Here is a 21,955-nt window from a genome sequence, read left to right as displayed (position 1 = left end):
CGACCCACGGGTGTACGCCTCTGCTCAACTTCTGAGCTGCAGAGCTGCTCGTGTACTGACCGGAAGGCTGGTTCTTCGGAAGGCTGAATTGTGCCCAGGCGAGGCCCAGGACGCCTCAGCACTGGACCGGTGAGCTGGACAGCTGGCTGGGAATCGGAGGGAGCGTTCCAGCTGCGGCCAGCTTTCAGGCCGATGGCTGGCCTGCCCAGGCTCTCGTTGCCGTCGAGACTTCACCTGGATTTCCGCACCACGCTGGGGCGATCCGGGCTCTCTGTCGATGCCCGAATCACCCTTTCAATCCCCCGCCCCGCTGATACGGCTGGAATGGTGGGGCTGGGCCTGCGGCCTGCCCTCAGCGCGCAGCCAGACCAGCCACCTCCACGGCGTCATCCGCGTCGGAGCCGTCGTCGGCCTCAGCCTCAGCCGCAGCCAACTTTGCCGCCGCCGCCAGGGGCTTGACGGAGTTGGCCGTCACATCGGCGCCTTCGGTGAGCTTGCGGCGCACGATCGCTTCGATCGCCTCCTTCTGGGTGGGGTTCTGCTCCAACCAGGTGATGGTGTTGTCGCGCCCCTGGCCGATGTTGTCGCCCTCGTAGCTGTACCAGGCACCCTTGCGGACCACCACGGCCGTTTCCTCGGCCAGATCCAGCAGACAGCCCAGGGTGCTGATGCCGCGGCCAAAGAGAATGTCGAACTCAGCGATGCGGAAGGGGGGCGCCACTTTGTTCTTCGCCACCTTCACCTTGGCCCGGATGCCGTACTCCTCGGTGCCACGCTTGAGGGTCTGAATGCGGCGGATGTCGAGGCGAACCGAGGCGTAGAACTTGAGCGCGTTGCCTCCCGTGGTGGTTTCCGGGTTGCCGTAGGTCACTCCGATCTTTTGCCGCAACTGGTTCAGGAAAATCACCGTGCAGCCGGATTTGCCGATGTTGCCGGTGATCTTGCGCATGGCCTGACTCATCAGACGGGCCTGACTGCCCACCGCCAGGTCGCCCATCTCCCCTTCGATCTCCGCCCGTGGGGTGAGCGCCGCCACCGAGTCGACCACAACGATGTCGACGGCCGCAGAACGCACCAGCTGATCCACGATCTCGAGCGCCATTTCGCCGGTGTCCGGCTGGGAGACCAGCAGGTTCTCCACATCGACCCCGAGGGCCGCCGCATAGACCGGATCCAGGGCATGCTCGGCGTCGACGAAGGCCGCCACGCCACCACGGCGCTGGGCTTCGGCGATCGCATGCAGCGTGAGCGTGGTTTTCCCCGAACTCTCGGGGCCGTAGATCTCCACCACCCGGCCCTTGGGATAGCCGCCACCGAGGGCAAGATCAAGAGTGAGCGCGCCGGTGGAAACGGTTTCGACCCGCATGCGGGAAGCATCCCCGAGGCGCATGATCGAACCCTTGCCGAAGTTGCGCTCGATCTGACCGAGTACGAGGTCAAGGGCCTTGTCGCGGGCGGCGGCGGCGGAACCGAGGGCGGCGGCCGACGATCCGGCGGCGGCGGAGCGGGGATGAGCGGCCCTGAGGTCGGTGCTCTTGGGGTCGGCAGGCATGGTCAACGGTGGGTGAGAGAACAGGCCGCTGATCGAGACGTCCGAAGCGGGACATCCTGCGGCCTCAAAGGCACAGGTGCCACCGAATCGGGTGGACGTATCAGGCCGGCGCGCCGGACAGGAATTAGTACAGGCGTACGCTAGCGGATCAGGGCCAGGTCGCCAAGGGGGCCGCGAACCGCTCCGGGCGGAGCAGGGCGATGCCCGGCGGCAGGCCGGTCAGATCAGCCGCGCGCACGTACCCCCACGACACCAGAAAGCAGCGCACGGAGGTCAATCCCGGTGTGGCCCGCACCTGCTCCAGGGTGGGGCGCCTGTCTTCGATGAACCAGATCGGCCTGTTCAGCGACCGCAACTGGAGCAGAACCTCGGGCTTCGGCCCCTGCTCATGACCGAACAGCTGCCAGGGCTCAAGGCCCTCGGCAGAGAGCAGCTCAGCGGCGAAGGCCGCCCCCTTGGTGGTCAGCACCGCCCAATCGGCCGCCTCGCCGCTCAGGGCCCGCAGCCGCTCCGGCACGCCGGGGTAGGGGCGATGCAGCGCAAGCCAGGCGCTGCGGTCGGTGGCGATGGCCTCGCGGCGCACGAGCTCCAGCACCTCCTGCAGCTGGGAGGGCTGCCACTCCCAGCGCTCCAGAGCACGGTCCAGAGCACCGCCGTAGTCAGCCAGGGTGTCGCTGAGCCGATGGTCGTCGCGGCCCAGCTCAGCGGCCAGCAGCACCATCTCCCAGCCCTTGTGGATCAGGGGCCGCAGCTGGGCAAAGCCGGGCGGCGCCGACACGGGCAGATGAAGGTCGGGGCGCAGCCGCAGAGCAGCCCGGCGGGCGCTCCACCAGTACTCGGCCATGCCGTCGACCAGCACCCCGTCAAAATCGAACACCAGCAGGGGGCTGGAGGACACAGGGGAGCTCAAAGGAGTGTCAGAACTGGGCCGCTAGGATTCGAACCTAGGAATGGCGGGACCAAAACCCGCTGCCTTACCACTTGGCGACGGCCCAACGCGCAGTTGTGGGGTGGTCCGGGGAAGAGGGCCCGCAGGCCGCCAACGCAGTGGAACACCCGACGCCCGGGATCCAGATAGTTACCCACAGCGAGCCGTCCTTCGTCAATCTCCCGCTGTGCCGACAGGGATCACGGCAGCTGATGGCAGCGCTCAGCGCGGGAACACACGCAACCGCAGCTCCCCGCCGCTGCCGAACTCGGCACAGCGCAATCCATAGCGGCGCACCTGCTCCGCCTGAATCTGGCGGACGCGGGCGCTGCGGGGCAGCAACTCCACCGGGCAGCCGCGGGGCACCACCACCTGCTCCACAGCCAGACGGCATTCCTCCATGGCGCCGTAGGCGTCGTCCGGCAGTACCTGCAGCGGCGCCACCCCATCCGGCTGGCGCCGCTGCAGCAGCCGCTCGAGACCTCGCTGGATCTGATGCAGGCTGTCGGACTTGATCACCAGGATCGGCACGCCGTGGAGCTGGGCCTGCCGCCGCACCTCCGGGTCCTGGCCCAGCTGGTTGCGCACGGTGAGCACCGCATCCGCCTGCTCCAGATCAACAACCTGCTCAACGGCATAGCGGCGGCTGCGCACCGCCTGATCCAGCAGCGCAGCGCTGATGCCGCAGCTGAACAGGCGCAGGGTCGTCGCTGCCGGCTCCACCGCTGGGCGCCGGTGCGGCGCGGGCATGGATGGGTCGGGCAGCGGCACCGGCGCCAGGGGCGGGGCCGGATCCGGCCGCCGTAGCTCGCGGCGTGGCGCTGGTAGCTCCGCGCGCGTCAAGCGGGGTGGGGCCGGAGGAGTGGCCGCGTCTTCGAGCCGCACGCGGCCGGAAGCATCGCATTCGCGCACTTGGGGGCGGGCAGGCTGCCCCCGAAGCTGGAAATCCACCGTGCGGGCCACGTCACGGTGCACCAGCCAACGGCTGCGGCTGTGCATCTCCACCGCCAGCGGGAAGGTGGGGTCGGCGCAGCGCTCCAGCACGGTCTTCTGGGAGCCGCGCCGCCGCGCTTCCTCATCACCGAGCGTGACTGACTGAATGCCGCCGATCAGGTCGCAGAGGGTGGGGTTCTTGATCAGGTTGGCCAACTCATTGCCGTGGGCCGTGGCCACCAGCTGGACCCCCCGTTCGGCGATCGTGCGGGCCGCCTGAGCCTCCAGCAACGTGCCGATCTCATCGATCACGATGACTTCCGGCATGTGGTTCTCCACCGCCTCGATCATCACCTGATGCTGCAGCTCGGGGCGCGCCACCTGCATGCGGCGGGCCCGGCCGATGGCGGGGTGGGGAATGTCACCGTCGCCGGCGATCTCGTTGCTCGTGTCGATCACCACCACGCGGCGTTCCAGGTCGTCCGCCAGCACACGGGCAATCTCCCGCAGGGCCGTGGTCTTGCCGACACCGGGACGCCCCATCAGCAGCAGCGACTGACCGGTATCCAGCAGATCCCGCACCATCGCCACCGTGCCGTACACAGCGCGGCCCACCCGGCAGGTGAGACCCACCACATCGCCGGTGCGGTTGCGGATGGCGCTGATGCGGTGCAGGGTGCGCTCGATGCCCGCCCGGTTGTCGCCGCCGAAATGGCCGAGCCGTTCCACCACGGCCGCCAGGTCCGAGCGGTCGATCGGCTGATCGGTGAGGGCAATGGCGCGCCCGGGGTAGCGGGCCTCAGGACAGCGACCAAGATCCAGCACCACCTCGAGCAGCTGGTCGCGGCTCTCCGCGGCGGCGAAGGCCTCGCGCACCCGCTCCGGCAGCACCGCCAGCAGCGCTTCGAGATCGTCGGTCACCCGGTGCGGCGAAAGGGCGACCTCAGGGGCGCCGGCGTGAGCCAGGGCGAGGGGGGCAGCGTCGGGAGCTTGCATGACCCATCACTCCAGGACTGCCGTTCTAGCCATCAGGAAGCCAGCCACGGGCCGACCAGCGCCCGGGCCCTTGCCAGCGCCTCGGTCCAGAGGTCCGCATCGTCAAGCAGCCGTGTGCCCCGCCGCTCGGCCTCCACCAGCAGCGGCTGCAGCTGACGGCGCGCCATCCCGCCGAAGGCCACACCGGCGCTGAGGCGCCGCGCCTCCGCCGCCGAGCCCGCCAGACGACGCAGCAGCTCCAGGGTGTGGCCGTTGGTGCCACCCGCCAGTTGCAGGGGCCCCGGTGGTGCCCAGGGCCGCAGCGCCGCCAGCAGCCGCACCGCGGCATGGGCCGTACCGTCCCCCACATCGCCGCTCATCGGCCGGCCATCGAGCTGCCAGAGGGGCCGCAACCCCGCCGCTCTAAGGCGCGCGAACCGCTGCCAGAGCTCCGCCGCCAGACCCTCCACCCCTGGACGTTCCATGCCTGCAGATTCCGCACCTGAACCGTCCACGCCGTCAGCCACCGCCTGCCTGCGGCCGTTGGAGGGCGCTTCCCAGCCGCAACTCACCGACAGGCGCTGCAGGGGCAGTCGCGCAGCCACCACCTGGTCGAGACGCTGAGCGAAAGCGGCGCCTCGGCCCGGCTGGGTGTGAATCTCCACCGCATCCGGCCGCAGCGCTTCCAGCAGAGGGGTCACAGCCTCCGCCGGCAGCGCATGCTCCCTGGCCGCGATCAGGCCGAGGGGGCAGGCCGGCAGGCAGCGGCCGCAGCCGTAGCAGCGCTCGTCGATCACACCGCCGCTCTCGCCGATGGCCAGGGCCGGGCACACCCGCGCGCAGGGTCGGGGGCAGGACGGCGGACAACGCTCCGGATCGAAGTGGGCCTTGCGGAAATGGGGGTCGGCGCCATCGCTGAGGCTCAGCATCAGCCAGGGGGGACAGCCGCCAGCGGAGCGCTCCAGACCCCAGGCGATGCCGCGCCGCGCTGCCACCACCACAGCGGGATCGGCAGCCACATCGATCGCCTGAACACCCGCCAGGGTGTAGATGCCGCAGAGATCGACGATCGCAGCCAGATCCTGGTTGCTGGCGCCGCAGATCAACTTGACCCAGCGGCCGGAGCGCAGCGCTTGCTCAGGCGGCAACGCACTGATCGAGCGGATGCCAGCGCAGCGACCTCGAGCCACCCATTTCCGCCACGATGCGCAGGCGCGGCTCCCTCTGGGTGAGCCCGCACAGGGCCGAGAGCTCTGCGGCGGAAAGCACCTGGGCTTCCAGCAGCCAGAGCAGGATCGGTTTGGTGCCTTCCAGCAGGGGGCCGAGCTGGGGCATCACCTGTTGGACGTCACCGACGGCAGCGGCATTGCCAACGCTGTGGTGGCCAAGGTGCGGCGGACGGATGCCGTGCGACTGGAGCAGGAACACTTCGGGATCACCGAGGCCGCGGGCTGAGGTCATCTGTGCGCGGTAGCCGGCGGCGCGCAGACGCCGCATCAGCCGTGTCTCCGCACCACCTTCCAGGGGGGCATAGAGGGCCAGGGCACCAGCCTTCTCCAGATCCTCCCGAAAGCGACGGCCGGTAAGAAGGAGCGGCATGGAGGGCAGTGCCAGGAACGGCGGCAGTCTGGCAGGACGCTTTCAGGAATAGGGGGTCGGACCATGCGGTACTGTGGATTCTTGTGCATGTGTTCTGTGCCCGTCCGCTAGCCGGGCCTCCGGAACCTTGCGCGGGTCCACCGCTGTCGGTGGATCCTCCCGGCCAGTTCGGCAACGAGCAGCTCTGCTGCCTCACCGCCGACGGGAAACTCGCCGTCCTCCGGCTACGGCCCGACGGAAAAGTCCCAGCCTGCTGTTTCGCCCACCGCTAGCCCCCGGCCCTGCCTGCCCGTCAGGCCATGGCCGGATGCTCCGTTTCCACGGGATCCAGTCAAGCGGATCCAGCGCGTTCATCGATTCAGCCTCCAGGCGGCCCGTCATCTCCGGATGGTCTCGGCCGTGGTCCTGCTGGCGTTCTTCCCCCCATGTCCATCGGCATCCTCGGCAAGAAATTGGGCATGTCCCAGTTCTTCGCCCCCGACGGCAAGTCCATCCCGGTCACCGTGATCGAGGCGGGCCCCTGCCGCATCACCCAACTCAAAACCCCTGCCACCGACGGCTACACCGCCGCTCAGATTGGCTTTGGCGACATTCGCGAGAAGCTCGTCAACCGCCCGGCTGCGGGTCACCTGGCCAAATCCGGCAGTGAGCCCCTGCGGCACCTCACCGAATACCGGCTCGATTCTGTCGAAGGCCTCGAACTCGGTGGCACGATCACGGTCGAAGGCTTCGAGCCCGGCCAGAAAGTCGATGTCAGCGGTGACACGATCGGCCGCGGTTTCAGTGGTTACCAGAAGCGCCACGGCTTCAGCCGCGGTCCAATGACGCACGGTTCCAAGAACCACCGCGAACCCGGATCCACCGGCGCCGGCACCACCCCCGGTCGGGTCTACCCCGGCAAACGGATGGCAGGCCGCTACGGCGGCAAGCAGATCACCACAAAGGGTCTCGTCATTCTCAAGGTGGATGTCGAGCGCAACCTCCTGGTGGTGAAGGGTTCGGTGCCCGGCAAGCCCGGCGCCCTGCTCAACATCCGACCCGCTCGGCGGGTCGGTGACAAGGTCGCGAACTGAGGATGTCAGCCATGGTCAACTGTGTCGTTCGTGATTGGCAGGGCAAGGAAGCCGGCAAGGCCAGCCTTGATCTGAGGGTCGCCAAGGAAGCCTCGGCCGGCGGCCTGCTGCAGCGCGCGGTCGTGCGCCAGCTCGCCCACGCCCGCCAGGGCACGGCCAGCAGCCTCACCCGCGCCGAAGTGCGTGGTGGCGGCCGCAAGCCCTACAAACAGAAAGGAACGGGTCGTGCCCGCCAGGGCTCGATCCGCACCCCGCTCCGCCCCGGTGGCGGCGTGGTGTTCGGGCCCAAGCCCCGCACCTACAGCCTGGCGATGAACCGCAAGGAACGTCGCCTGGCGCTGCGCACCGCCCTGATCAGCCGGGCCGCCGACATGGTGGTGGTGCAAGGCTTCGGCGCGGCGCTGGAGCAGCCGAAAACCCGCGAAATCGTCGCTGCTCTGCAGCGCTGGGACATCCCCGCCGGCGCCAAGGTGCTGCTGGTGCTGGATGCCCCCACCGATGTGGTCCGCCTGTCGGTCCGCAACCTCGAAAACGTGAAACTGATCGCCGCCGATCAGCTGAATGTCTTCGACTTGCTCAACGCCAGGAAGCTGGTGCTCAGCGAGGAAGCTCTCGCCAAGATCCAGGAGGTCTACGGAGATGACTGAACGTTTCGCCAACCGGCTGGCGGATGTGATCCGGCGCCCGCTGATCACCGAGAAAGCCACCCGCGCGCTCGAACTCAACCAGTACACCTTTGAGGTGGACCCCAGGGCTGCCAAGCCCGACATCAAGGCCGCCGTCGAGCACCTCTTCGATGTGCGCGTCATCGGCGTGAGCACCATGAATCCCCCTCGCCGTGCCCGGCGGGTCGGACGCTTCGCCGGCAAGCGCGCCCAGGTGAAAAAGGCGGTGGTGCGGCTCGCCGCAGGCAATGCCATCCAGCTGTTCCCCGAGGCCTGAGGGTTCTGAATCGTTATGGCAATCCGCAACTACCGTCCCTACACCCCCGGCACCCGCACCCGGGTCGCCAGCGACTTCAGCGAAGTCACTGAGCGCAAGCCCGAACGCAGCCTGGTGGTGGCCAAGCACCGCCGCAAAGGCCGCAACAACCGGGGCGTGATCACCTGCCGCCACCGTGGCGGTGGCCACAAGCGCCTCTATCGCCTGGTGGATTTCCGCCGCGACAAGCACGGCGTGGAGGCCCGCGTGGCCGCCATCCACTACGACCCGCACCGCAACGCGCGTCTGGCTCTGCTCTTCTACACCGATGGTGAGAAGCGCTACATCCTTGCTCCTGCAGGCATCGAAGTCGGCCAAACGGTGGTGTCCGGCCCCGGATCCCCGATTGAAACCGGCAATGCCCTGCCGCTCTCCTCGATTCCTCTGGGCTCCGCCGTCCACAACGTCGAGCTCTACGCCGGACGCGGTGGCCAGATGGTTCGCACCGCCGGCGCCAGCGCCCAGGTGATGGCCAAGGAAGGCGATTACGTCGCCCTCAAGCTGCCGTCCACCGAGGTTCGTCTCGTGCGGCGGGAGTGCTACGCCACCCTCGGGGAAGTGGGCAACGCTGAAGTTCGCAACACGAGCCTCGGCAAAGCCGGTCGCAAGCGCTGGCTGGGGCGTCGCCCCGAAGTGCGCGGCAGTGTGATGAACCCCTGCGACCACCCCCACGGTGGTGGTGAGGGACGCGCACCGATCGGCCGCTCCGGCCCGGTCACCCCCTGGGGCAAACCGGCCCTGGGCCTCAAAACCCGGAAGCGGAACAAACCCAGCAATCGGTTTGTCCTGCGGAAACGTCGCCGCACCTCCAAACGGAGCCGTGGCGGACGGGATTCCTGATGGTCAACACTGTTTTGCTGTCTGCTTAAACCGCCATGGGACGTTCACTCAAAAAAGGACCATTCGTCGCCGACCACCTGCTGCGCAAGGTCGAAGCGCAGAACAGCGCTGGCGACAAAACCGTGATCAAAACCTGGTCGCGGGCTTCCACCATCCTGCCGATGATGATCGGCCACACGATTGCCGTTCACAACGGCAAGAGCCACGTGCCGGTGTATGTCACCGAGCAGATGGTGGGCCACAAGCTGGGGGAATTCGCCCCCACCCGCACCTTCCGGGGTCACATCAAAGACAAAAAAGGTGCCCGTTAAGGAGCGACACACCATGGCCAACCCTTCCCCCAGCTCAGAAGCCCGCGCCCACGGCCGCTACATCCGCGGATCCGTTTCCAAGGTGCGCCGGGTGCTCGACCAGATCCGCGGCCGCTCCTATCGCGAGGCGCTGATCCTGCTCGAGTTCATGCCTTACCGCTCCACCGGACCGATCACCAAGGTGCTCCGTTCGGCGGTCGCCAATGCGGAACACAACCTTGGTCTTGATCCCGCTTCCCTGGTGATCAGCACCGCGATCGCCGACATGGGTCCTTCCCTGAAGCGATTCCGTCCCCGCGCCCAGGGGCGGGCTTACGCGATCAAGAAACAAACCTGCCACATCAGCATTGCTGTGGCGTCCACTTCCGCCTGACCCCCGAGGACACCGCCCGATGGGACACAAGATCCATCCAACCGGATTGCGCCTGGGGATCACCCAGGACCACCGCTCCCGCTGGTATGCCCCCAGCAAGACCTATCCGATTCTTCTCCAGGAAGACGATCGGATTCGTCGCTTCATCCACAAGAAATACGCCAGCGCCGGCATCTCCGACGTGCTGATCGCCCGCAAGGCCGATCAACTCGAAGTGGAGCTCAAAACGGCACGCCCCGGCGTGCTGGTCGGCCGCCAGGGCAGCGGCATCGAAGAGCTTCGTGCCGGCATCCAGACCACGCTCGGCGACCGCCAGCGCCAGGTGCGCATCAATGTCGTTGAGGTGGAGCGGGTCGACGCTGACGCCTACCTGCTGGCCGAATACATCGCTCAGCAACTGGAAAAGCGGGTCGCCTTCCGCCGCGTCATGCGGATGACGGTGCAGCGCGCCCAGCGGGCCGGTGTGCTCGGGCTGAAAATCCAGGTGAGCGGTCGTCTCAACGGCGCCGAAATCGCCCGGACGGAATGGACCCGCGAAGGCCGCGTGCCCCTGCACACGCTGCGCGCCGACATCGATTACGCCACCAAGGTGGCCACCACCACCTACGGGGTGCTGGGCATCAAGGTCTGGGTGTTCAAAGGAGAGGTGCTTCCTGGGCAGAAGGAGCAACTGCCCGCTGGTGGAGCACCCAGGCGCCGGAGCAGCCGGCGGCCCCAACAGTTCGAAGACCGCTCGAACGAGGAGTGATCAGGAGGCCTGAACCATGCTGAGTCCCAAACGCGTCAAATTCCGCAAACAACAGCGAGGTCGCATGCGCGGCGTCGCCACCCGGGGCAACACGATTGCCTTCGGTGAGTTTGCCCTCCAGGCCCAGGAATGTGGCTGGATCACTTCTCGCCAGATCGAAGCCAGTCGTCGGGCGATGACCCGCTATGTCAAGCGGGGAGGAAAGATCTGGATCCGGATCTTCCCCGACAAGCCGGTCACCATGCGCCCCGCCGAAACCCGTATGGGTTCCGGTAAAGGCAACCCTGAATTCTGGGTGGCGGTGATCAAACCCGGCCGGATTCTCTTTGAGATGGGCGGGCCTGAAATCACCCCGGCCATCGCCAAGGAGGCCATGCGCCTGGCGCAGTACAAGCTGCCGGTCAAGACGAAGTTCCTCGCCTTGGCCGACCAGGAGCCGGAAGCTTCCCCCGAACCCTCTCTCGCCCTGGAGTCCTGAACATGGCACGTCCTGCCATCGCCGAGGTGCGAACCCTCACCGATGCCGAATTGGTCGAACAGATCGGCGGTTGCCGCCGTGAACTGTTCAACCTCCGCTTCCAGCGGGCCACCCGCCGGCTGGAGCAACCGCACCTGTTCAAGCAGAGCCGCACCAAGCTGGCTCAGCTGTTGACGGTGCAGCAGGAGCGGCAACGCTCCGCTCCCTCCGCCTCCTGATCCCCCACCACCCCATGGCACTCAAGGAAAGGGTCGGCACCGTCGTCAGCGACAAGATGGAAAAAACGGTGGTGGTCGCGGTGGAGAACCGCTTCCCCCATCCCATCTATCAAAAGACCGTCAGCCGCACCACCCGCTACAAGGCCCACGACGAAGACAACCGTTGTCGGGTCGGTGATCGCGTCCGCATCACCGAAACCCGTCCCCTCAGCCGCACCAAGCGCTGGGCGGTGGCGGAAGTTCTCACCCCATCCGGCGCGAGCTGAGGAGGTCACACCATGATTCAGCAGGAAACCTTCCTCAATGTCGCTGACAACAGCGGCGCCAAGCGCATCCAGTGCATCCGTGTGCTGGGCACCAACCGCCGATATGCCCACGTCGGCGATGTGATCGTCGCTGCCGTCAAAGACGCCATGCCCAACATGGGGGTGAAGAAGTCGGACGTCGTCAAGGCTGTGGTGGTGCGCACCCGCGCCACGCTGCGCCGCGACACGGGCAACTCGATCCGCTTCGACGACAACGCCGCCGTGATCCTCGGCAACGACAACAACCCGAAGGGCACGCGTGTGTTCGGTCCGGTCGCCCGTGAACTGCGCGAGCGCAACTTCACCAAGATCGTGTCACTCGCCCCGGAGGTGATCTGAAATGGCCGCCGCAACACCCCAGCCACGGCCCGCCAAGCGGGTCAAGATGCGCATCCGCAAAGGTGACACCGTCAAGGTGATCGCTGGCAAGGACAAGGGAAAAACCGGTGAAGTCCTGCGCACCCTTCCTTACGAGAACCGCGTGGTGGTGCAGGGGATCAACCTGCGCACCCGTCACGTGAAGCCCACCCAGGAAGGCGAAACCGGCCGGATCGTCACGGAAGAAGCCTCTGTGCATGCTTCGAATGTGATGGTGTTCTCCACCAGCCAGAACGTTCCCAGCCGTGTCGCCATTGCCATCCAGGCCGACGGCACCAAGAAGCGCCGCCTCACCAAGACCGGCGAACTGCTCGATTGAGCACATCCTCGATTCGGTGGCCTCGGCCATGGAGTCACCTCCCCCGCCCGTCCCTGCACTCCCCGTTCCTGTCCGCCTTCTGACAACGCCCAGAAGCGAATTTCCCCCACCCCGCCATGTCACTCAAACAGCGCTACCGGGAGACGATCCAGCCCAAGCTGCTGAAGGATCTCAGCCTCTCCAACATTCATGAGGTTCCCAAGGTGATGAAAGTCACCGTGAACCGAGGTCTCGGCGAGGCCGCCCAGAACGCCAAGGCCCTTGAGGCTTCGATCGCTGAACTGGCCACGATCACCGGTCAGAAGGTGGTGGTGACCCGTGCCAAGAAGGCCATCGCCAGCTTCAAGATCCGCCAGGGCATGCCGATCGGCGTCGCCGTCACCCTTCGTGGTGACCGGATGTATGCCTTCCTCGAGCGCCTGATCCATCTGGCCTTGCCCCGCATCCGCGATTTCCGCGGTGTGAGCCCCAAGAGTTTCGATGGACGGGGGAATTACACCCTTGGAGTCCGGGAACAGATCATCTTTCCGGAAATCTCCTACGACAAGATCGATGCCATCCGGGGCATGGACATCACCATCGTGACCAGTGCCCGTAACGACGAAGAGGGCCGGGCCCTCCTCCGCGAGATGGGAATGCCGTTCCGCAGCAACTGAGCCCTCTTCGGACCCCCAACATGGCCAACCACGACCCGATTTCAGACATGCTCACCCGCATTCGTAATGCGAGTGAGAAAAAGCATCAGACCACCAAGGTGCCTGCTTCCCGCCTGTCGCACAGCATCGCCAAAGTGCTGCAGCAGGAAGGGTTCATTGCCCAGATCAGCGAAGAAGGTGAAGGGGTGCAAAGGCATCTCGTTCTTGAGCTGAAATACAGCGGCAAGCATCGTCAGCCCACGATCCGCTCCGTCAAGCGCGTCAGCAAGCCGGGTCTGCGGATCTACAAGAACACACGTCAACTCCCCAAGGTGCTGGGTGGTCTCGGCGTCGCGATCATTTCCACCTCCAAGGGTGTGATGAGCGACCGTGACGCCCGTAAGCAGGGTGTCGGCGGTGAAGTCCTCTGCTACATCTACTGAAAAGGGAGTTGATTCATGTCACGTATTGGTAAAGCACCGATCCCGATCCCCGACAAGGTGACCGTGAGCCTCAACGGCCTCTCGGTCCATGTCAAGGGGCCCAAAGGCGAACTGAACCGCACCCTCCCTGAAGGTGTCCAGATTCGCCAGGAAGACAACACGCTCGTTGTTGCCCCTTCCACAGCCACCCGCCGCTCGCGGGAGCGCCACGGACTCTGCCGTACGCTGGTGGCCAACATGGTCGAAGGGGTGAGCAAAGGCTTCACCCGCAAGCTCGAAATCGTGGGCGTGGGCTACCGGGCCCAAGTTCAGGGTACGAAGCTCGTGGTGAGCGCCGGCTACAGCCACCCGGTCGAAGTGGTGCCCCCCGAAGGCATCGTCTTCACCGTGGAGGGCAACACCCAGGTGCTGGTCTCCGGTTTCGACAAGGAACTGGTCGGCAACGAAGCGGCCAAGGTCCGCGCCATTCGTCCTCCTGAGCCCTACAAGGGCAAGGGCATCAAGTACGAGGGCGAGCGCATTCTGCGCAAGGCCGGCAAAACCGGTAAGAAATGAGGCCTGCCTGAGCGTCCCACCCCTCCACTCCCATGTCCACCGTTTCCCGCAAAGCCCAGACCCAGAAGCGTCACCGCCGTCTGCGTCGCCATCTCACCGGATCCGCCGCCCGTCCGCGGCTGGCGGTGTTCCGCTCCAACAATCACATCTACGCCCAGGTCATCGACGACGACGCACAGAGCACGCTCTGTGCCGCTTCGACGCTCGACAAAGATCTGCGCACCAGCCTGACCGCCAGCTCCACCTGCGATGCCTCCGTGGCCGTGGGTCAACTGGTGGCCCAACGTGCCCTCGCCAAAGGCATTCAACAGGTGGTGTTCGATCGTGGCGGCAACCTCTATCACGGCCGCGTCAAGGCCCTTGCCGACGCTGCCCGTGAAGCGGGCCTTCAGTTCTGAACCGGATCCAACCATGACCGAAATCAACGAAACGATCCAGTCCAGCGACGTGCCAGCGGCGGCTGAAGGCCAGCCCGAACAGCGGCGCGGTGGCGGTGGCGGCAAAGGCGGCGATCGTCGCGGCGGCAGCGGCGGTGGTCGCCGTGGTGAAGGGCGGCGCGGCGGTCAGGAGCGCGACTCCGAATGGCAGGAGCGTGTGGTCCAGATCCGCCGGGTCTCCAAAACCGTCAAAGGCGGTAAGAAGATGAGCTTCCGCGCCATCATCGTGGTCGGCAACGAACGCGGTCAGGTCGGTGTGGGCGTCGGTAAGGCCGGCGATGTCATCGGTGCCGTCCGCAAGGGCGTGGCCGACGGCAAGAAGCACCTCGTCAAGGTTCCGCTCACCCGCACCAGCTCGATTCCCACCGAGAGCCGTGGGGTCGATGGCGCTGCCAGCGTGCTCATGCGCCCGGCCGCCCCGGGCACCGGCGTGATCGCAGGCGGCTCCATCCGCACCGTGCTTGAGCTCGCGGGCATCAAGAACGTGCTGGCGAAGCGCCTGGGCAGCAAGACGCCCCTCAACAATGCCCGCGCCGCCATTGAGGCGCTGCAGGCGCTCCGCACCCACAAGGAAACCGCCAAGGAACGGGGCATCTCCCTCGAGCAGATTTACTCCTGAGCCCCATGACCCACACTCTCCAGTCCCTCAAGCCCCAGGCCGGTGCCCGGCGCCGCAAGCTCCGCAAAGGCCGCGGCATCGCCGCCGGTCAGGGTGCCAGCTGCGGCTTCGGCATGCGCGGACAGAAGTCCCGCTCCGGCAGCCCCACCCGCCCCGGCTTTGAAGGCGGCCAGATGCCGCTCTACCGGCGGGTCCCCAAGCTCAAGCACTTCCCACTGGTGAACCCCAAGTCGTTCACCGTGCTGAACGTGGCCAAGCTGTCGGGCCTCAAGGCCGGCAGCACCGTCAACCTGGATGTGCTGGTGAAAGAAGGGCTGGTCACCAGCCCTAAGCACCCTCTGAAGATCCTCGGCGACGGCGATCTCAGTGTGAAACTGACCGTTCAGGCTGCTGCTTTCACTGCGTCTGCCCGTGAAAAGATCGAAGCCGCTGGTGGCACCTGCGAGCTCACCTGACCCCATCTCCACACCCCGCCAGCCATGCTGGTGGGGTTTCCTGGTCTCAGAGCCGTCTGCCACCGTCCTGCGGAACGGCAGGCGGCTTTCGTGTCACTCCGCAGCGTCTCCTTTCTGCCTCCCCACCGCCTGAGAACACACCATGCTCCTTAGCCGGGGGCGCAATCCCAGCGCCGGCGAAATCCTCACCCAGCTGATCCAGTCCAAGGGTCTCCGTGACCGGGTGCTCACCACGCTTGGCTTGCTGCTGTTGGTGCGCCTGGGGATTTACATCCCCGTTCCCGGCATCGACCGGGTGGCCTTCCAGCAGTTCATCCAGCAGGGCGGCCAGCTGATCGGCTTCCTCGACATCTTCACGGGTGGGGGCATCTCCACCCTTGGTGTGTTCGCGCTTGGCATCCTGCCGTTCATCAACGCCTCGATCATTCTTCAGCTCCTCACGGCGGCGGTGCCCCAGCTGGAGGACCTCCAGAAGAACGAAGGGGAAGCCGGCCGGCGCAAGATCGCTCAGATCACCCGCTATGTGGCACTGGGTTGGGGGATCCTGCAGAGCACGGTCTTCGCCCTGATCCTGCGGCAATACGCCATCCCGGGAGTGTCAGCTCCTGTGTTCGTCATCCAGACCTCCCTCGCACTTGTGGCGGGATCGATGGTGGTGATGTGGATCAGCGAAGTGATCACCGAGCGGGGGATCGGCCAGGGAGCGTCGCTGGTGATCTTTGTGAACATTGTGGCCACGCTGCCGCGTGCCCTTGGCTCCACCGTGGAGCTGGCCCAGAGCGGCGACCGGGCCACCGTGGGCGGGATCGTGGTGCTGGTGCTGATTTTCCTGGTCACGATCGTTGGCATCATTTTCGTGCAGGAAGGCAGCCGTCGCATCCCGATCGTGAGCGCCAAGCGTCAGGTCGGGCAAAACACCCCCCTTTCCGCGCGTCAGAGCTACCTGCCCTTGAAGCTCAATGCCGGTGGGGTGATGCCGATCATCTTTGCGTCAGCCGTGGTGTTCCTGCCCCTCACCATCGCCAACCTCACCCGCGCCCCCTGGCTGATCCAGCTGGCCGGCTACCTCAGCCCCAACAGCAGCACGCCATGGCTTTATGCCCTGCTGTTCTTCGCGTTGATCATCGGCTTTTCGCTGTTCTACGCCACCCTCACGATCAATCCGGTCGACATCGCCACCAACCTCAAGCGCAGCGGTGTAGCCGTTCCGGGTGTGCGTCCCGGCTCTGCCACTGCCATTTATCTCAGTGGCGTGCAGAACCGGCTCACCATCCTCGGGGGTCTCTTTCTCGGTGCGGTGGCAATCATTCCCTCGGCTGTGGAGGGCGCCACGCAGGTGCGCACCTTCCAGGGTCTGGGGGCCACCTCCCTGCTGATCCTGGTGGGCGTTGCGATCGACACCGCCAAGCAGGTCCAGACCTACGTGATCTCGCAGCGCTACGAGGGGATGGTGCGCCAGTGACGCGCCCCACCCCTTCCAGGGCTCCACAGGTCATCGCCACTCCCCCGCCCCTTCTCTGGTTTCCGCTCATCCGCCCCCTTCCATGAAGCAGCGCATTCTTTTTCTCGGCCCCCCAGGAGCCGGCAAGGGCACCCAGGCCGAGCGTCTCGCGGCCAGCCACAACCTCCTGCACCTCTCCACCGGCGAGTTGTTGCGCGCCGAAGTAGCTGCGGGCAGTGCGCTCGGCCAGGAAGCGGAGGCCGTGATGGCCCGTGGCGAACTGGTCAGCGACACCTTGGTGCTGGCGATCGTTCGTGCCCGTCTGACCTGCTGCAACGGCGGCTGGCTGCTCGATGGTTTCCCACGCAACCTGGCCCAGGCCGAAGCCCTCCAGCAACTGCTGGAGGAGATCGGCCAACCGATCGAATTGGTGGTGCTCCTGGCCCTCGATGACGAAACCCTCGTGGAGCGCCTGCTGGCACGCGGCCGCGCCGACGACAACGAAGCTGTGATCCGCAACCGTCTTGTCGTCTACAGCGATCAGACGGAGCCTTTGATCGCGTACTACCGCGCCAAGGGGCTGCTCAGTTCCGTCGAGGCCAGTGGCACGGTCGAGGCGATTGCCGAGCGAATCTCCGCTGTTGTGGGTTGAGCGCTGTGGTACGTTATCTGTTTGGAAATTTGGAGCACCGCTGCTCATGAAGGTGCGTGCCTCGGTCAAGAAAATGTGTGACAAGTGCCGGGTGATCCGCCGCCATGGCCGGGTCATGGTGATCTGCACCAACCCCAAACACAAACAGCGCCAGGGCTGACCTGCGCTGTTCCCGCCTCATTCATCTGCGCCCTCTTGGGCGCACCACCCAGCCCACCGTGGCTGGGCTCCCCTCTGCCCAACTGAATCGTTTCTTCGTGGCTCGGATTGCCGGTGTCGATATCCCTCGTGACAAGAGGGTTGAGATTTCTCTCACTTACGTCTATGGCATCGGCTTGACCCGTGCCCAGAAGATCCTGGCCAAGGCCGGTGTCAGCCCGGACATCCGGGTGAAAGACCTTGACGACGCTGACGTGCAGAAACTGCGCGCCGCAGCGGAATCCTTCACCCTCGAAGGCGACCTGCGCCGTCAGGAGGGCATGGCGCTCAAGCGTCTGCAGGACATCGGCTGCGTTCGTGGCCGCCGCCATCGCATGGGCCTGCCGGTCCGTGGGCAGCGCACCCGCACCAACGCACGCACCCGCCGCGGCGCGCGCAAAACCGTGGCCGGCAAGAAGAAGTAATCCTCTCGCCCAGCGCCTCACCGGCGTCAGTCCTTCCCAGTCCCCTACCCCAGGCCCCTGTCCATGGCGAAGCCAGCCAAGAAAACCGGCGCAAAGAAAACCAAGCGGAATGTGCCCAACGGCGTGGCACACATCCAGAGCACCTTCAACAACACCATCGTGTCGATCACCGACACCGCTGGCGAGGTGATTTCCTGGTCGTCTGCCGGGGCCAGTGGCTTCAAGGGAGCCCGCAAGGGCACCCCGTTCGCCGCCCAGACGGCCGCCGAAGCTGCCGGCCGCCGCGCCCTCGAGCAGGGCATGCGGCAGATCGAAGTGCTGGTGCGCGGGCCTGGATCTGGCCGTGAAACCGCCATTCGTGCTCTGCAGGTGGCAGGTCTTGAGATCACCCTGATCCGTGATGTCACCCCGCTGCCTCACAACGGTTGCCGGCGCTCCAAGCGCCGCCGGGTCTGAGTCGCTTCACTTCCAAGCCCTCGGGCATTCCTCTTCACCACCTTCAGGCCGTGCATCAGTATCAGATCGATCGCGTCGAGCATCAGATCGGCGAAGACCGCTCCCAGACGGGCGTCTTTGTGATCGGGCCCCTCGATCGCGGCCAGGCCATCACCCTGGGCAACGCCCTGCGTCGGGTGCTCATGGGTGGGATGGAAGGCAGTGCGATCACGGCCGTGCGCATCGCCGGCGTGAACCATGAATACGCCACGGTGCCGGGTGTCCGCGAAGACGTTCTCGACATTCTCCTGAACTGCAAGGAAGTGGTCGTCAGCAGCCGCAGCCGCGATCTTGAGATCGGCCGGCTTGTGGCCACCGGCCCCGCCACCGTTACCGCCGGCGACCTTCAATTCTCCTCGCAGGTTCAGGTGATCGACCTTGAACGGCCGATCGCCACCGTCGCGGAAGGCCACAGCCTCGAGCTTGAAGTGCACGTGGAGCGGGGTGTGGGCTATCGCCCCGTCGACCGTCACAACGAAGACACCAGCGCCATCGACCTGCTCCAGATCGATGCCGTGTTCATGCCGGTGCGGCGGGTGAACTACACCGTCGACGAAACCGCTGTCGGCGAAGGCGGCTCGGCGCGGGAGCGGCTGCGGCTCGAGATCCACACCAGCGGCGCGATCACCCCCGACGACGCCATGGCCCAGGCCGCCAATCAGTTGATTGCCCTGTTCCAGCCGCTGGCCAGCCTCACCATCGACGACGAGCCGGGCGCGGAGCCGGAGCCCTCTGCTGAAAGCCAGATCCCTCTGGAAGAACTCAACCTGTCCGTGAGGGCTTACAACTGCCTGAAGCGTGCCCAGGTGAACTCGGTTTCCGATCTCATGGGCTTCAGCTACGAAGACCTCCTCGAGATCAAGAACTTCGGTTCCAAATCGGCCGACGAGGTGATCGAAGCCCTTGAGCGCATCGGCATTTCTCTGCCCCAGAGCCGCACCACGGCCTAGACCCCGCTTCCCTGCGCGATCTCTCCCCTTCGACGTACACCACCCCGGAACCATGCGCCACCAATGCCGAGTCCCCCTTCTTGGTCGCCCAGCTGACCAACGCAAGGCACTGCTGCGCGGACTCACCACCCAGTTGATTCGCGAGGGCCGCGTCACCACCACCAAGGCCCGGGCCAAGGCCCTGCGTGACGAGACCGAGCGCATGATCACCCTGGCCAAGGAGGGCACCCTGGCGGCCCGCCGCCGGGCCATGGGCTACATCTTCGACAAGCAACTGGTCCACTCGCTCTTCGACAAGGCCCAGGAGCGTTACGGCGACCGCCAAGGTGGCTACACCCGCATCATCCGCACGGTGCCCCGGCGCGGCGACAACGCCGAGATGGCCATCATCGAGCTGGTCTGAAAACGCCGCGCCGCATCGCCCTTTGTCTTCAGTACGAGGGCTCCTGCTATCACGGCTGGCAACGGCAGCCTCACCAGGCGAGCGTTCAGGCCACCCTGGATCTAGCCATCGCCGCGCTTGAGCCCCCACCTTCACCATCCACAGTTGCGGCAGGCCGCACCGATGCGGGCGTGCATGCCGCAGCCCAGGTGGTGCATTTCGATGCCACAGGCCCGATTCCTGCCGAGCGCTGGCCCGCCGCGCTGAACGGACGCTTACCTGCGAGCATCCGCGTGCTTGCTGCCTCTGAGCAGCCTCAGAGCTGGCACGCCTGCTTCTCCGCCACCTATCGGCGCTACCGCTACACCCTCTACAACGGGCGCACTCCCAACCTCTTCCTGGCGCCATTCACCTGGCATCGCTACCGCCACCGGCTCGATGAGAACCGGATGCGTGCCGCGCTGGAAGGAATGCTCGGCACCCACAACTTCGCCGCTTTCCAGCGGGCCGGGAGCAGCCGCCCCCATGCCCGCACCACCGTTCAGGACGTGAGCCTTGAGCGCGACGGCGACCTGATCACCGTGGAGATCCAGGCCAGTGGCTTCCTGTACGGCATGGTGCGCTTGGTGCTGGGCCAGCTTGTGGCGCTCGGGGAGGGCCGGCTCAGCCTGGAGCAGTTCGAGCACCGTTGGCGCACCGGAGCGCGCGCTGAGGTGAAGGAAGCGGCTCCGCCCCAGGGTCTCTGCCTGCTGCGGGTTGGGTACCCACAGCCAATCTTCCCCATGAGCGCATGGTATGATTGCCAACCGCGATTCAGGTTGAGAAGCCAGGATCCGCCGGAGTTTTCGCCTCTTTCGCCCAGCTCCTGAAACCAAGTCCAGTGGGCCTTTCGCGGCCGCCTCCAAGGGATTTACCCAGGAGCTGGAGAAGGCGACGGTCTAGGCTCCGGATCAGCGATGGCCTCAACGTTCTCTCCATGCGGAGACAACAGGGCCACCTCCCTCCTGTCCAGCCCCCCCATTCAGCGGGATGGCGCAATCCCTCCGTCCGGCCTGCCGGTGCAATGAACAAGACCTCCGTCCCCTCTCCTGATTCCCTTGATCGCCAGTGGTACCTGGTTGATGCAGAGAATCAAACGCTCGGCCGTCTGGCCAGCGAGGTGGCCAGCGTGCTGCGCGGCAAGAACAGCCCTTCCTTCACCCCTCACCTTGATACCGGCGATTTCGTCGTGGTCGTCAACGCCGACAAGGTGCGTGTGAGCGGCAACAAGCCCGAGCAGAAGATCTACCGGCGCCATTCCGGCCGCCCCGGCGGCATGAAAACCGAAACCTTCGCCGCCCTGCAGGCTCGCCTCCCTGAGCGCATCGTTGAGAAGGCGATCAAGGGGATGCTGCCCCACAACGCCCTAGGGCGGCAGATGTTCCGCAAGCTGAAGGTCTACAAGGGTGCCGAGCATCCGCACGCCGCTCAGCAGCCCCAGCCCCTGGCCCTCGATCCTTCCGCTTCCGCACGATGAGCACCTCCACCAATCGCGTCGTCTACTGGGGAACCGGCCGCCGCAAGACAGCCGTCGCCCGTGTGCGCGTGGTGCCCGGCACCGGCGCCATCACGATCAATGGCCGCCCCGGCGACAACTACCTGAACTACAACCCCAGCTACCTCGCTGCGGTCAAAGCACCTCTCGACACCCTGGGACTGTCCACCGACTACGACCTGTTGGTCAACGTCAAAGGCGGCGGCCTCACTGGGCAAGCCGATGCGATCAAGCAGGGGGCTGCCCGTGCGCTTTGTGATCTCTCCCCAGACAACCGCAAACCGCTGAAGACCGAAGGCCACCTGAGCCGCGACCCCCGGGCCAAGGAGCGTCGCAAATACGGCCTCAAGAAAGCCCGCAAGGCTCCCCAGTTCTCCAAGCGCTGATCCACGTCATGCCCAAGAGCGACATCCATCCCACCTGGTACCCCGATGCCAAGGTGATCTGCAACGGAGAGGTGGTGATGACCACCGGCTCCACTCATCCCGAGCTCAACGTCGACGTGTGGAGCGGCAATCACCCCTTCTACACAGGCACCCAGAAGATCCTCGACACCGAAGGTCGCGTCGACCGCTTCATGCGCAAGTACGGCATGGCCAGCACCGACAGCGCCAAGAAGGCCACAGCACCGGCGGCCGAAGCAGTCAGCGAAACCCCTGCAGCCGACGCTTGAGACCCTGCCGGTCTGGCCTCCCACCCGGCACCGTGCTGATTTCACACCCA

Annotated in this window: 34 protein-coding genes and 1 tRNA gene; 29 read left to right on the top strand and 6 right to left on the bottom strand. The window is 65.9% G+C overall.

The annotated features are described in order from the left end of the window. Positions 1–352: 352 nt before the first annotated feature. From recA to KQ303_RS09115, 6 genes are all read right to left on the bottom strand, one after another. Complete coding sequence (gene recA, locus KQ303_RS09140; RefSeq protein ID WP_259730033.1) at positions 353–1,552, bottom strand: recombinase RecA; 1,200 nt, start codon at positions 1,550–1,552, stop codon at positions 353–355. A 148-nt stretch (positions 1,553–1,700) separates the two neighbouring features. Beyond that, positions 1,701–2,450 (bottom strand): HAD family hydrolase, encoded by a 750-nt coding sequence (locus tag KQ303_RS09135; protein ID WP_259730032.1) that lies wholly within the window; start codon positions 2,448–2,450, stop codon positions 1,701–1,703. Positions 2,451–2,475: 25 nt separating this feature from the next. After that, positions 2,476–2,547: transfer RNA gene (locus tag KQ303_RS09130), tRNA-Gln, on the bottom strand. 155 nt (positions 2,548–2,702) lie between these two features. Beyond that, entirely contained in the window at positions 2,703–4,409 is a 1,707-nt protein-coding gene (locus tag KQ303_RS09125) for an AAA family ATPase (protein ID WP_259730031.1), read from the bottom strand. A 32-nt stretch (positions 4,410–4,441) separates the two neighbouring features. Then, on the bottom strand, positions 4,442–5,536 hold the full coding sequence (locus tag KQ303_RS09120; RefSeq protein ID WP_094514231.1) for an LdpA C-terminal domain-containing domain: 1,095 nt from the start codon (positions 5,534–5,536) through the stop codon (positions 4,442–4,444). After that, a complete protein-coding gene (locus tag KQ303_RS09115) occupies positions 5,526–5,987 on the bottom strand; it encodes an NAD(P)H-quinone oxidoreductase subunit N (RefSeq protein ID WP_094514235.1) in 462 nt (153 codons plus the stop codon). The genes KQ303_RS09120 and KQ303_RS09115 overlap by 11 nt, the downstream gene beginning before the upstream one ends. 425 nt (positions 5,988–6,412) lie before the next feature. Between KQ303_RS09115 and rplC the strand changes: the two genes are divergently transcribed. The 29 genes from rplC (at position 6,413) to rpmE (ending at position 21,905) form a co-directional block, all read left to right on the top strand. Continuing rightward, positions 6,413–7,060, top strand: coding sequence for a 50S ribosomal protein L3 (gene rplC / locus KQ303_RS09110; protein WP_094514239.1), 648 nt, complete (start codon positions 6,413–6,415; stop codon positions 7,058–7,060). A gap of 11 nt (positions 7,061–7,071) precedes the next feature. After that, positions 7,072–7,707, top strand: coding sequence for a 50S ribosomal protein L4 (rplD, locus tag KQ303_RS09105; protein WP_094514242.1), 636 nt, complete (start codon positions 7,072–7,074; stop codon positions 7,705–7,707). Further along, entirely contained in the window at positions 7,700–8,002 is a 303-nt protein-coding gene (locus KQ303_RS09100; RefSeq protein WP_094514247.1) for a 50S ribosomal protein L23, read from the top strand. The genes rplD and KQ303_RS09100 overlap by 8 nt, the downstream gene beginning before the upstream one ends. Positions 8,003–8,017: 15 nt before the next feature. After that, a complete protein-coding gene (gene rplB, locus KQ303_RS09095) occupies positions 8,018–8,881 on the top strand; it encodes a 50S ribosomal protein L2 (protein WP_094514251.1) in 864 nt (287 codons plus the stop codon). 35 nt (positions 8,882–8,916) lie between these two features. After that, positions 8,917–9,192, top strand: a complete 276-nt coding sequence (rpsS, locus tag KQ303_RS09090; RefSeq protein ID WP_006173352.1) for a 30S ribosomal protein S19 — start codon at positions 8,917–8,919, stop codon at positions 9,190–9,192. 13 nt (positions 9,193–9,205) lie between these two features. Then, a complete protein-coding gene (gene rplV / locus KQ303_RS09085; protein ID WP_094514255.1) occupies positions 9,206–9,565 on the top strand; it encodes a 50S ribosomal protein L22 in 360 nt (119 codons plus the stop codon). A gap of 19 nt (positions 9,566–9,584) precedes the next feature. Next, positions 9,585–10,313 (top strand): 30S ribosomal protein S3, encoded by a 729-nt coding sequence (gene rpsC / locus KQ303_RS09080; RefSeq protein ID WP_094514258.1) that lies wholly within the window; start codon positions 9,585–9,587, stop codon positions 10,311–10,313. Positions 10,314–10,329: 16 nt separating this feature from the next. Next, entirely contained in the window at positions 10,330–10,791 is a 462-nt protein-coding gene (gene rplP, locus KQ303_RS09075) for a 50S ribosomal protein L16 (protein ID WP_094514261.1), read from the top strand. 2 nt (positions 10,792–10,793) lie between these two features. Beyond that, the gene (rpmC, locus tag KQ303_RS09070; RefSeq protein ID WP_094514264.1) at positions 10,794–11,009 is read left to right on the top strand and encodes a 50S ribosomal protein L29; all 216 of its coding nucleotides are present in this window, start codon (positions 10,794–10,796) and stop codon (positions 11,007–11,009) included. Positions 11,010–11,023: 14 nt separating this feature from the next. After that, positions 11,024–11,275, top strand: coding sequence for a 30S ribosomal protein S17 (rpsQ, locus tag KQ303_RS09065; RefSeq protein ID WP_094514265.1), 252 nt, complete (start codon positions 11,024–11,026; stop codon positions 11,273–11,275). 12 nt (positions 11,276–11,287) lie between these two features. After that, a complete protein-coding gene (gene rplN, locus KQ303_RS09060) occupies positions 11,288–11,653 on the top strand; it encodes a 50S ribosomal protein L14 (RefSeq protein WP_094514267.1) in 366 nt (121 codons plus the stop codon). A 1-nt stretch (position 11,654) separates the two neighbouring features. Next, on the top strand, positions 11,655–12,011 hold the full coding sequence (rplX, locus tag KQ303_RS09055) for a 50S ribosomal protein L24 (protein WP_094514269.1): 357 nt from the start codon (positions 11,655–11,657) through the stop codon (positions 12,009–12,011). 116 nt (positions 12,012–12,127) lie between these two features. Further along, the gene (gene rplE, locus KQ303_RS09050) at positions 12,128–12,667 is read left to right on the top strand and encodes a 50S ribosomal protein L5 (protein ID WP_094514273.1); all 540 of its coding nucleotides are present in this window, start codon (positions 12,128–12,130) and stop codon (positions 12,665–12,667) included. A 20-nt stretch (positions 12,668–12,687) separates the two neighbouring features. Next, positions 12,688–13,089, top strand: a complete 402-nt coding sequence (gene rpsH / locus KQ303_RS09045; RefSeq protein WP_094514276.1) for a 30S ribosomal protein S8 — start codon at positions 12,688–12,690, stop codon at positions 13,087–13,089. Between the two features lie 15 nt (positions 13,090–13,104). Next, positions 13,105–13,644 (top strand): 50S ribosomal protein L6, encoded by a 540-nt coding sequence (gene rplF / locus KQ303_RS09040; protein WP_094514279.1) that lies wholly within the window; start codon positions 13,105–13,107, stop codon positions 13,642–13,644. 32 nt (positions 13,645–13,676) lie between these two features. Then, positions 13,677–14,042 (top strand): 50S ribosomal protein L18, encoded by a 366-nt coding sequence (gene rplR, locus KQ303_RS09035; protein WP_094514283.1) that lies wholly within the window; start codon positions 13,677–13,679, stop codon positions 14,040–14,042. Between the two features lie 13 nt (positions 14,043–14,055). Then, on the top strand, positions 14,056–14,700 hold the full coding sequence (gene rpsE, locus KQ303_RS09030) for a 30S ribosomal protein S5 (RefSeq protein WP_255101352.1): 645 nt from the start codon (positions 14,056–14,058) through the stop codon (positions 14,698–14,700). A gap of 5 nt (positions 14,701–14,705) precedes the next feature. Then, the gene (rplO, locus tag KQ303_RS09025; protein ID WP_094514288.1) at positions 14,706–15,155 is read left to right on the top strand and encodes a 50S ribosomal protein L15; all 450 of its coding nucleotides are present in this window, start codon (positions 14,706–14,708) and stop codon (positions 15,153–15,155) included. Between the two features lie 142 nt (positions 15,156–15,297). Then, on the top strand, positions 15,298–16,617 hold the full coding sequence (secY, locus tag KQ303_RS09020; protein WP_094514291.1) for a preprotein translocase subunit SecY: 1,320 nt from the start codon (positions 15,298–15,300) through the stop codon (positions 16,615–16,617). 82 nt (positions 16,618–16,699) lie between these two features. Continuing rightward, positions 16,700–17,248, top strand: a complete 549-nt coding sequence (locus tag KQ303_RS09015; RefSeq protein ID WP_094514294.1) for an adenylate kinase — start codon at positions 16,700–16,702, stop codon at positions 17,246–17,248. A 46-nt stretch (positions 17,249–17,294) separates the two neighbouring features. After that, the gene (gene rpmJ / locus KQ303_RS09010; protein WP_006173336.1) at positions 17,295–17,408 is read left to right on the top strand and encodes a 50S ribosomal protein L36; all 114 of its coding nucleotides are present in this window, start codon (positions 17,295–17,297) and stop codon (positions 17,406–17,408) included. A 97-nt stretch (positions 17,409–17,505) separates the two neighbouring features. Next, positions 17,506–17,871 (top strand): 30S ribosomal protein S13, encoded by a 366-nt coding sequence (gene rpsM, locus KQ303_RS09005; RefSeq protein ID WP_094514420.1) that lies wholly within the window; start codon positions 17,506–17,508, stop codon positions 17,869–17,871. A gap of 63 nt (positions 17,872–17,934) precedes the next feature. Then, on the top strand, positions 17,935–18,327 hold the full coding sequence (rpsK, locus tag KQ303_RS09000; protein ID WP_006173334.1) for a 30S ribosomal protein S11: 393 nt from the start codon (positions 17,935–17,937) through the stop codon (positions 18,325–18,327). 50 nt (positions 18,328–18,377) lie between these two features. Then, positions 18,378–19,316, top strand: a complete 939-nt coding sequence (locus KQ303_RS08995) for a DNA-directed RNA polymerase subunit alpha (RefSeq protein WP_259730030.1) — start codon at positions 18,378–18,380, stop codon at positions 19,314–19,316. A 52-nt stretch (positions 19,317–19,368) separates the two neighbouring features. After that, positions 19,369–19,719, top strand: a complete 351-nt coding sequence (rplQ, locus tag KQ303_RS08990; RefSeq protein ID WP_094514299.1) for a 50S ribosomal protein L17 — start codon at positions 19,369–19,371, stop codon at positions 19,717–19,719. Continuing rightward, entirely contained in the window at positions 19,716–20,567 is an 852-nt protein-coding gene (truA, locus tag KQ303_RS08985) for a tRNA pseudouridine(38-40) synthase TruA (protein ID WP_259730057.1), read from the top strand. The genes rplQ and truA overlap by 4 nt, the downstream gene beginning before the upstream one ends. A gap of 194 nt (positions 20,568–20,761) precedes the next feature. Next, on the top strand, positions 20,762–21,214 hold the full coding sequence (rplM, locus tag KQ303_RS08980) for a 50S ribosomal protein L13 (protein WP_094514307.1): 453 nt from the start codon (positions 20,762–20,764) through the stop codon (positions 21,212–21,214). Next, positions 21,211–21,618 (top strand): 30S ribosomal protein S9, encoded by a 408-nt coding sequence (rpsI, locus tag KQ303_RS08975; RefSeq protein ID WP_094514311.1) that lies wholly within the window; start codon positions 21,211–21,213, stop codon positions 21,616–21,618. The genes rplM and rpsI overlap by 4 nt, the downstream gene beginning before the upstream one ends. An 8-nt stretch (positions 21,619–21,626) precedes the next feature. Beyond that, entirely contained in the window at positions 21,627–21,905 is a 279-nt protein-coding gene (rpmE, locus tag KQ303_RS08970; RefSeq protein ID WP_094514314.1) for a 50S ribosomal protein L31, read from the top strand. Positions 21,906–21,955: the final 50 nt, after the last annotated feature.

The organism is Synechococcus sp. CS-1333 (assembly GCF_025128015.1).
Classification (GTDB): Bacteria; Cyanobacteriota; Cyanobacteriia; order PCC-6307; family Cyanobiaceae; genus MW101C3.
Note: the sequence above shows the minus strand (reverse complement) of the source record. Positions and strands in the feature narration are given on the sequence as shown.